Origin of the sequence: Streptomyces caeni (genome assembly GCF_042678285.1) — a bacterium.
GTDB classification, from domain to species: Bacteria; Actinomycetota; Actinomycetes; order Streptomycetales; family Streptomycetaceae; genus Streptomyces; species Streptomyces caeni.
Genome location: NZ_JBHUDX010000077.1, coordinates 1 through 9,334, shown reverse-complemented (window position 1 = coordinate 9,334; position 9,334 = coordinate 1). Strand labels below are relative to the sequence as shown.

At 67.8% G+C, this 9,334-nt stretch carries 9 protein-coding genes and 1 pseudogene; 4 read left to right on the top strand and 6 right to left on the bottom strand.

Features of this window, described 5'->3' with window-relative positions; all coding sequences use genetic code 11:
- Positions 1–944: 944 nt before the first annotated feature.
- Together ACFSL4_RS25675 and ACFSL4_RS25670 are read left to right on the top strand one after the other, a co-directional pair.
- Complete coding sequence (locus ACFSL4_RS25675; protein WP_381087481.1) at positions 945–2,723, top strand: N-acyl-D-amino-acid deacylase family protein; 1,779 nt, start codon at positions 945–947, stop codon at positions 2,721–2,723.
- Positions 2,724–3,365 carry a TetR/AcrR family transcriptional regulator gene (locus tag ACFSL4_RS25670; RefSeq protein ID WP_381087478.1) on the top strand — a complete coding sequence of 214 codons (642 nt, stop codon included), beginning with the start codon at positions 2,724–2,726 and terminating at the stop codon, positions 3,363–3,365.
- Positions 3,366–3,433: 68 nt separating this feature from the next.
- Here ACFSL4_RS25670 and ACFSL4_RS25665 read toward each other — a convergent pair.
- A pseudogene (locus ACFSL4_RS25665) lies at positions 3,434–3,570 on the bottom strand (amino acid deaminase/aldolase); the annotation flags it as partial.
- A gap of 262 nt (positions 3,571–3,832) precedes the next feature.
- Between ACFSL4_RS25665 and ACFSL4_RS25660 the strand changes: the two are divergent.
- Positions 3,833–5,032, top strand: a complete 1,200-nt coding sequence (locus ACFSL4_RS25660; RefSeq protein ID WP_381087476.1) for a hypothetical protein — start codon at positions 3,833–3,835, stop codon at positions 5,030–5,032.
- A 91-nt stretch (positions 5,033–5,123) separates the two neighbouring features.
- Positions 5,124–5,288 (top strand): hypothetical protein, encoded by a 165-nt coding sequence (locus ACFSL4_RS25655; RefSeq protein WP_381087473.1) that lies wholly within the window; start codon positions 5,124–5,126, stop codon positions 5,286–5,288.
- Positions 5,289–5,499: 211 nt separating this feature from the next.
- Here ACFSL4_RS25655 and ACFSL4_RS25650 read toward each other — a convergent pair whose 3' ends face one another.
- From ACFSL4_RS25650 to ACFSL4_RS25630, 5 genes are all read right to left on the bottom strand, one after another.
- The gene (locus ACFSL4_RS25650; RefSeq protein ID WP_381087470.1) at positions 5,500–6,006 is read right to left on the bottom strand and encodes a transposase; all 507 of its coding nucleotides are present in this window, start codon (positions 6,004–6,006) and stop codon (positions 5,500–5,502) included.
- Positions 6,007–6,112: 106 nt separating this feature from the next.
- Complete coding sequence (locus tag ACFSL4_RS25645) at positions 6,113–6,235, bottom strand: hypothetical protein (protein ID WP_381087468.1); 123 nt, start codon at positions 6,233–6,235, stop codon at positions 6,113–6,115.
- An 80-nt stretch (positions 6,236–6,315) separates the two neighbouring features.
- The gene (locus ACFSL4_RS25640; protein WP_381087465.1) at positions 6,316–6,819 is read right to left on the bottom strand and encodes a DDE-type integrase/transposase/recombinase; all 504 of its coding nucleotides are present in this window, start codon (positions 6,817–6,819) and stop codon (positions 6,316–6,318) included.
- Positions 6,820–6,932: 113 nt separating this feature from the next.
- Positions 6,933–8,324 carry a group II intron reverse transcriptase/maturase gene (ltrA, locus tag ACFSL4_RS25635; protein ID WP_381087462.1) on the bottom strand — a complete coding sequence of 464 codons (1,392 nt, stop codon included), beginning with the start codon at positions 8,322–8,324 and terminating at the stop codon, positions 6,933–6,935.
- Between the two features lie 644 nt (positions 8,325–8,968).
- A partial coding sequence (locus tag ACFSL4_RS25630) for an IS3 family transposase (RefSeq protein WP_381087459.1) occupies positions 8,969–9,334 on the bottom strand: 366 nt, incomplete at its 5' end.

Here is a 9,334-nt window from a genome sequence, read left to right as displayed (position 1 = left end):
CCTCAACGCCGAGCCGCAGCCCGGGCGCGGCACTGTCCTGCTGCTGCGCGAGGCCGTCGGATTCTGACATCCCGCGCGGCGGTGAGGACGCCGCGGGGCGGACGGCGAACCGTACCGGAGCTCGGCATCCGACCGCCCGCCCTACGCGGGTGCTGCCGCGCCTGGAGCGCGTCCGGCCGATCATGCGTGAGGACTCGATGCCCGAGCTGCAGGTCGGTGGCGTGGCGCTGGCCCAAGACCCCGAGCACCGCCGCCCACCCGGGGTGCCGGGGACTCGAACCTGCGGCCAAGGACTTCCTGTGCCTCTCCAGTTGCCAGCCATCGGTTGCACGGCCCCATCGCAGCCCCCTGTCCGCCGTCCACGCGCAACGACACCGCCGCACGCCCATCCGGCCTTCACGCCACCGTCAACGGCCCGCGCACCCCAGCGGCAAGGAGATCCGTCCCGCCCAGCACGCCCACCCACCTGACGGGTCGTCATCTCCATCCGGCTCCGACCCCGCAGTGGTACGGATAACCAGGGATGACGACGGGTGACGAGACGTCAGGACATCCAGCGCGGATCCAGCAACGGATCCAGCAGCGGATCCAGCGACGGGGGCGACCCCGGATGGGGCCGACCCCACCCGACCTGCACATTCACCACTTCGGACGCGTCGATGCCATGGCGCCCGCCAAACGTTGAAGCGGAACGTCGGTGTCTCCCCCGTGACCCGCCGCGATCGCCCGAGTCCGGCCGCCTTCCAGCGTCGATCCGGCATGCGGGCCAGATCCGTGCCGACACACCCCGCCGACCACTTCACGCGGCAGAGCACACTGCCTGCGCATCGGAGCGGCGCATGGCCACCGTGGCACCCGGACGCCCACGGCTGCACCTCGGTCCCGCTGACCGACACGGCGCGAACCGTTGACATAGAGACCGATCGGTCTCTATTTTGCGCGGCATGGCTTACGACATCGTCATCACCAACGGTCGCTGGTTCGACGGGACAGGCGGGCCTTCGGCGATCCGGCACCTGGGTCTGCGGGACGGCCGGGTGGCCACCGTCTCGGTGACGGAACTCGACGCGGACGGGGCACAGGTCGTCGACGCCGCCGGCGCCTGGGTGATGCCGGGATTCATCGACATCCACACGCACTACGACGTGGAGGTGCTGGCGGCGCCGGGGCTTGGGGAGTCCGTACGGCACGGAGTGACCACCGCGATCTTCGGATCGTGCTCGCTGAGCACCGTGCACGTGGATCCGCTGGACGCCGCCGATCTGTTCAGCCGGGTCGAGGCCATTCCACGCGAGCACGTCATCGGGGTGCTGAAGCAGAGGAAGTCCTGGTCCACCGCGGAGGAGTACGTCGACGCGCTGGAGCGGCTCCCGCTCGGACCGAACGTCGCCATGTTCCTGGGGCAGTCGGACCTGCGGTCCGCCGTGATGGGGCTGGGCAGAGCGACGGACAAGCGGGTCAAGCCGAGCGAGGCCGAGCTGCGGCAGATGGAGCTGCTGCTCGCCGACGCCTTGCGGGCCGGGATGCTCGGACTGTCGGAGATGCTCAACCCCTGGGACAAGCTCGACGGGGAGCGGTACCGATCACGCACACTCCCCTCGACCTTCGCGACCCGCACCGAACGGCGCAGGCTGCACCGCCTCATCCGCAGCGCCGGCCGGGTCGTGCAGTCCATCCCCAACCTCACCGTGCCGATCGCCCTGTTCCCCGCCCTGTGGGAGTCCGTCGGCCGACGGGGCCGCAAACCGCTGAAGACCAGCTACCTCACGGCGGCGGACGTCAAGGCCAACCCCCTCCTCATGCACATCATGGGCCCACTGGCGCGGATGGCGAACCTGCTCGGCGGCAACTTCCGGTGGCAGCACCTGCCGGTGCCGTTCCAGGTCTTCGCCGACGGCATCGACCTGGTGATCTTCGAGGAGTTCGGCGCGGGCGCCGCCGCCCTGCACCTGAAGGACCAGGTCGAACGCAACGCGCTGCTCCAGGACGAGGCGTACCGCCGCCGGTTCCGCCGCGACTACGAGCGCAAGTGGTCGCCCCGGATCTGGCACCGCGACTTCTATGACGCCCACATCGTGGCATGCCCGGACTCCTCGGTCGTCGGCAAGACGTTCGGCCAGGTCGGCGACGAGCGCGGGCTCCACCCTGTCGACGCGTTCCTCGACATGGTCGTCGCCCACGGGCCCGCGGTGCGCTGGCACACCACCATCTCCGGCCACCGCCCCAAGGCACTGAACAAACTCAGCTCACTGCCCGAGGTGCAGATGGGCTTCTCCGACGCCGGCGCCCACCTGCGCAACATGGCCTTCTACAACTTCCCGCTGCGCCTGCTCCGCCGCGCTCATCGAGAGGGCTTCATGACCGTGGAGCGGGCTGTCCACCGCCTGACCGGAGAACTGGCCGCCTGGTACGGCATCGACGCAGGCTTCCTGGGCGAAGGCGACCGCGCCGACCTCGTCATCATCGATCCCGACCGGCTCGACTCCTCCCTGGACCAGATCGAGGAGGCACCGGTCGAGGCGTTCGGCGGTATGCGGCGCATGGTCAACCGCAATGACGCCACCGTTCTCGCCACCTTCGTCGCGGGCAACCTGGTCTACCGCGCGGGACGCTTCGGCGCCGACTTCGGCCGACGGCGCACCGGCCGGTTCCTGCGGGTCGGAGAGGCGCGTGGGACGGTCGACCCCGGCACCATCGGCGGGCGGGAGACTACGCTTGCCTGAGTGAGCAAGGAACCGGCGCCCCCGAAACGGCGGACGCAGCAGGAGCGCAAGCAGTCGACCATCGCACGGCTGATCGACTCGACGATCGATTCCATCGCCGAGGTCGGCTACGCGAACACCTCGGTCGGGGAGATCTGCCGGCGGTCCGGAGTGTCGCGCGGGGGCCTGTTCCGCCACTTCGACTCGCGGCTGAGCCTGGTCGTCGCCGCGGCCGAGGAGGTGGCCGTACAGCACTTGGCGGTAGTGCGGCGGCGGCTGGCCCAGGAGCCCGACCGGGACCTGCGCGAAACCCTCCTGCTGATGCGGGAGCGGCACCGCCACGAGGCCAACGTCGTCTGGTTCGAACTGCTGGTGGCAGCGCGCACCGACCCCGACCTTCGCAAGCAGTTGACCCCCGTCGCCGAACAGTTCTTCGAAACGATCACCAAGGTCGCGCGAGACGTCCCGGCCCTGCGCGGGCTGTCCGACGAGGACCGGCACCTGCTGGTCTCGACCGTCCGGAACCTCTTCGACGGAGAGGTCATCTCCCGGTCGGTGGTCCCCGAACCGGCGGTCGAGGCCGAACGGCTCGACCTGCTTGCCGAGTTCGCCGAGTTCCTGGTCACCCGTCGCACACGGGTCGCCGCGACCGAACGATCATGACGGCCCCGGTACTGCGTGATGGCTCCCCTTCAACGGCGGGGTGACACCGCACTCCCCGGCGGTGAAGATCACAGAAATGCCTGGCCCTCGCCCCGGTAGGTGGGCGCGGTGCCGGTGATCCGCCCTCCGTCCACCAGGTGCAGTGTGATGACGCGTTGCCACGGTTCCCCGCTTTGGCGTGACGGAACCAGACCCGGTCGCCGACACCGCCGACGAGGAGCAGCTTCCGCCGCGCCCGAAAACCCGACGCCTGTACGGCCGCAAGGCGCAGCGCCGCGGAATCGAACGCCGGCGACGCCGGAGCACAGGGGGACTTCTGAGAATTCATGGGTCTTCCGGCCGTCTCCACACACCGTGGGCAGCTGCCGCACGGACGCATCCGAGGCATGACCCATCGGGCCGAACCCCCACGGCTTTCGAGTGAACCGCCCGCGAGCCGACCCTTTCCGGGCAACGTACCGGTTTGAATGCAGTTCATTCGATTGCAGGGTTGGCTGCGTCCTGTCCGGCTCAGGGAGTGCGCCACAATCCGCGAGGAGGCGTCATGCGACGTATTCCCATGCTGCGGGCATCGGTCGGCACGGCCGCCCTTGCCGCCGGCCTGGCAGCCATTCCGATCCCCGCCGCAGCTGCCGCTCCCGTCACGCACGTGCGGTGCAGCGCCAACGCTCTGGCAGCCGCGATCAGCAGAGCCAACAACGAGGGGGGGAACTCTCGACCTGGCTCCTCACTGTCGCTATGTACTCACCGAGGCGTCCTCCGACACGGTCGGTCTTCCACCGATCAGGAACACGATCGTCATCCATGGACACGGCGCCACCATCGCCCGGTCAGAGGGCAGCATCAATTTCCGCATCTTCTACGTCGAGAACTCCGGAAACCTCCAACTGCAGAACCTCACGATCACCAAAGGCAATTCCAACGGCGGCGGGGCACCCGCCTTCTCAAGCGGCGGAGGCATCTACTCCGCCGGACGTCTAAGACTCGAGCACGTCACCGTGATCGGCAACACCGCCGGACGCGGAGGCGGTGGCGGTGTCACCATCGCGGACAACGGCACTGCGTCCATCGTGCAGAGCAAGATCAGCGGCAACACCACCACCGGCGTTGCGGGAGGTCTGGCAGCCGAGGGCCGGTCCACGACGGTCACCGACAGCCGGATCACCTTCAATACCGCTGACGCCGGCGGGGGCATCCTCAACAGCGGCGGAAGCCTGACCCTCAAGAACGCCGACGTCCGAGGCAACAACGCACAGGATTACGGCGGCGGCATCGTCAACCTGAGCGTCGGGCCGAACACCGGAAGTCTGCGGATGTACAACAGCGAGGTCCGTTTCAACAACGTCCTCGGTGTCGGCCTCGGCGTCTTCAGCGGCGGTGGCGGGCTCTTCAACTTCAGCGGTGGCGTAGTGCGGGCTGAGGACAGCTCCGTGAGCAACAACACGAGCGAGGGATCCGGTACGAGCGCCGGCGGCATCAAGAACTTCGCCACCCTTCAGCTCACCAGGACCAAGGTGATGGACAACAGGTCCGTCGCCGCACCTGGTGGTATCGACAACGGAAACACGCCGGCAAGTACCGTATCCCTCGTCAGCAGCGACGTGCGAAACAACAACGACACGAACTGCGAGGGCAGTGCCGGCCCCGTACCCGGCTGCCAGGGCTGACTGCAGGTCCAGTTGCAGGCGACCGATTCCAAACCCGGGCCCGAATCCTGGCGCCACGTCAGCGCATGCCGCCCTGGCCGCCGGGGCTCTGATGGGCTACACCGGCAGCCCGAACCTCCTGGTCCGGTACATCGACCAGAGCCGGGTCGAGGCCGCCCACGCCAGCCTCTCCACATGCAAGGCCGCCCGCCTCCTGCTGACCGATCCCGCCCACCTGTGCAAGGACCAGCACGTGCTGCGTGACCAGCTCGCCTGAGCCTGCTCGGAGATGACGGCCCCGGCAGACGCGGCGGGCGACTTCGCCGCTCTGCTCACCCCGGCACCGGCCAACGCCGCTGCGCTGACCGGCTGGATTACCAGGGTCCGGGCAGCTGACGCGTAAATGAAAAGCAGGTCAGGGTAGGTGTGGGCATGGCTGGATGCCCGGTGGTCTCAGTGGGCCGCCGGGTGTCCGGACCGTGCGGTGGTCAGGCTGCGTTCTCGATCGGGTTGAGGGTGACGGTGTAGCCGACCTGGTTGAGCGCGGTGATCGCGCGGCGGGTGGCGCGTTCGGGGTCACCCTGGGCGAAGTAGGAGCCGCCGCGCTCGTGGTGGGGGACGTTGTCGGTGAGCATGTGCCAGATCGCGGTGATGATCGAGTGCTCGATGGCGACCAGGGCTTTCAGCGGGCCGCGGCGGGCGGTCAGCCGCTTACAGCGGGCTTGCAGGTAGTTGTCCTTGCTCCTCACCGCGCCGAAGGCAGCCAGGCCGAGGGCCCCTTCGAGATACGGGTTCCCGGGGCGGACCTTGGTGTTCTTGGTGCGGCCGGCGGACTCGTGGTGGCCGGGGCAGACCCCGGCCCAGGACGCGAAGTGCCTGGCGGAGGCGGAACGGGCCATGTCTCCGCCGGTCTCCGCAATGATCACTTCAGCGACGGCCTGGTTGATGCCGGGGATGGTGTCGAGCAGGTCGAGGGCGGGACGAAAGGGGGCCATCGCCTCCTCGATCCGCTCATCCAGCTGTCCGATGGCGCCGGTGAGCCGGTCGTAGTGGTCCAGGTGCAGGCGGTGAGGAAGGCGTGGTGGTCGCGGAAGCGGCCGGTCAGGGCCTCGGTGAGTTGGGGATCTTGTTGCGGAGCTTGCGTTTGACCAGGTCCGCCAGCATCTGCGGGTCGCGTTCCCCGTCAATGAGGGCCTCCAGCATGGCCCGGCCGGAGACGCCCATGATGTCGGAGGCGACCGCGGCGAGTTTGATGCCAGTGCTTTCCAGCAGCTTCTTGAACCGCCCCGGGTTCGGTAGAGATCTCAGATTGTGCTTGTGACCTGGGGTTTCGTGAGTTCGGTGTAGTAGTTGGCTTCGTACTCGACCGGCAGGACGTGGCCTATCTCACCGTGGAGCCGCCGGTGGTTGTACCAGTCGACCCACTCGGCGGTGGCCAGCTCGACCTGGGAGAGCGTCTTCCAGGGCCGTCGAGGCTTGATCAGCTCGGCTTTGTAAAGGCCCACCGTCGATTCCATCAGGGCGTTGTCGTACGCGTCGCCGACGGATCCGATGCTCGCGGCGATGCCGGCGGTCTCGAGGTGTTCGGCGAGCTTGAACGATGTGTACTGCGACCCGGCATCCGAGTGATGGATCAACTCGCCTGGTTTCACCGGCCGTTGGTCGCGGTCTCGTTGCCAGACCGCCATCTCCAGGGCGTCCAGGACGAAGACGGTCTCCTTCACGGTGGCCGCTGACCAGCCGACTATCCGGCGGGAGAAGGTGTCCACGACGAAGGCGACGCAGACGACCGCGGACCACGTTTTCACGTGGGTGTAGGGGTCGGACCCGGGCGCGGTGCCGGTGTCTCCACCGGTCCGTTTCCCGGGTCCGCCCTCCGAACCGGACGAGCCCGTCTCCGAGCATCCGGCTCTCCACGGGTTCATGCCGTTGATGCGGCTGGTTCCGGGAGCCTCGCCGTCCAGGGAGTCGTGATCTGCGCGCCCCGGTATCGGTAGCGGGTGACTGTCACCTGCTCCGGCCGGAACATCGCGGTCTTGCCGTCGGCGATCTGCCATCCGGGCAGGAACCTCCGGCTGAAGACTCCCCAGGCCAGCCCGGCGTGCCGCTTTCGCATCCATGTCACTACCCGCCACCAGCTGTAGTGGTCGAGGTAGGAGAACGTCTGCTTGGACACTCCGTGCTGGAAGTAGTTGCACCAGCCCCGCAATACGGGGTTGAGATGGCGCAACAGGTCGGCGAGCGTGCGATGTCTGCGGCGACGTGTCAGCCGCCTGACCTTGCCGAGGACGGACGCGAGCGCCTTCTTCGACGGCCAGGTGTAGACGTGCCGCTTGTCCGTCCCCCTCTTGCGTCTCCGCTGGATGCGGAAGCCGAGGAAGTCGAACCCCTCATCGACGTGGCAGACCCTGCTCTTCTCGACCGACAGGCGTAGGCCCACTGGTGCGAGTACTGCCGCGACTTCGTCCCATAGCGCCTCCGCGTGCTCGCGGGTTCCGTGGACCATGACGACGAAGTCGTCCGCGTAGCGGACGATCTTCATCGTCGGCCTTCCGGCCCTACGATGCTTGCGGCGTGTCCATTCCGGGCCGAGTGTCTTCCACTTGGCATCGAAGTGCTCGTCCAGGACGGACAGGGCGATGTTGCTGAGCAACGGTGAGAGGATTCCGCCTTGCGGGGTCCCGGTGAGATTGTCCCGGACGGCCTGGTCCTCGGAGAGGATCCCGGCCTTGAGGAACGCCTTCACCAAGGTCAGCACGCGTCTGTCGGCGATGCGGCCACGCACCCTGTCCATCAGGGCCGTGTGGTCGATCTCGTCGAAGCACGCCGTGATGTCCGCCTCGAACACCCAGTGATAGGCCCGTGAGCCCCCGGCGAGGAAGTGGATCTCGGCGATCGCGTCCTGAGCCCGCCGCCGGGGCCGGAACCCATACGAGCACGGACGGAAGTCCGCCTCGAAGATCGGTTCCAGAACCAGCTTCAGCGAGGCTTGCACCACCCGGTCCTGGCTGGAGGCGATCCCGAGGCGACGAAGCTTGCCATTCGTCTTCGGGATCATCGCCTCCCGCACCGGATCCGGTCGGAACCGCCGCTCTTTGATCTCCTCTCGGAGAGCAGAGAGCATCCGGATGGCATCGACGGAACCGTAGGAACGCGGTGGCGTTCCATCCGGTCCGGCCGACCGCGCACCACGATTGGTCCGGACCCGCTCCCACGCCACGGCGAGGAAGCAGGGGTGGTGGACAAGGTTGAACAGATCATCGAACTGGCGGCCGGAATCATCGACCGCCCAATGGTGCAGCTTGCGCTGCATCCTGCGTACTCACAGCTCCGCCACATCAGCGTCGGGCCATGGAGCACTCGTATTCACAAGTGGCCTCCACAGTCTGCGTACTTGCTGCGAACCCGCTGGAGCCCTTCGCCATGTGACCGGCTTTCCCGGTCCCGGACTACTACGGCTCCTCCGCCCCGCCTCGGTGGTGTCGGCCGACGACGGGCCTTCCCTCCGCCCGGCTGGCTGCCGGTCGGGGTGGGACCGCCGGGACGGATCCCGTGTTCACTGCGAACCGATCGACGGGTGAGGTGCCCAGCTATGCCCCTGCAGCATCGCCGTGAGTACGCCGCAGACCTTCCTCACGGCCTCCCGAACCGGCGACATTAACCGGACCCGGAGTTCTCCGCCCCGACACGTCCTGGAGCGGGTCTGCGCTGCAACCCAGCCCGTATCCGCCAGATTTGAGCTGGTGGGAGTGGCTTGAGGAGCGTTCGGCAGCTGGTTCCTGTGCGTACACCTTCCCGTCTTGCTTGCCGGACCCGCACCGTCTGGCAGTGCCGGCGCGTCCCGTCGTTGTCGGGGCTGCTGTCCACCCTCACCGGCGTCTCCCGGATCAGGCTGCCCCCAGCTTCACCGCCCTGCTGCGACAGGACAGCGGTGGTGGTCTCTCACCTCCACTCGGTTCACAGCACCTCACGGCGCTCGAAGTCCGCTACCCAGCAGCGGTTCGGCGCGGCGGCGACGAAGTCACGGTCGACCAGGTCGGGCGCTCGCTCCACCTGTCCGCCGGGAATCGTGGTGATGACGCGTTTGCCGCGGACCGCGCCCTGGATGCCGAGTTCGCGCATCAGGCGCTCGACCGTGCAGCGGGCCACCGGATGGCCCTGCCGGTTCAGCTCGCGCCAGATCTTCCGGGCCCCGTAGACACGGTAGTTGGACGTGTAGACCTGCTTGATTTCCTCCTTGAGTTCCGCGTCGCGGACGCGACGGGCGGAGGGCGCCTGGAGGCGTTTGTGGTGGGCGTAGTAGGTGGAAGGGGCGATCTTGCA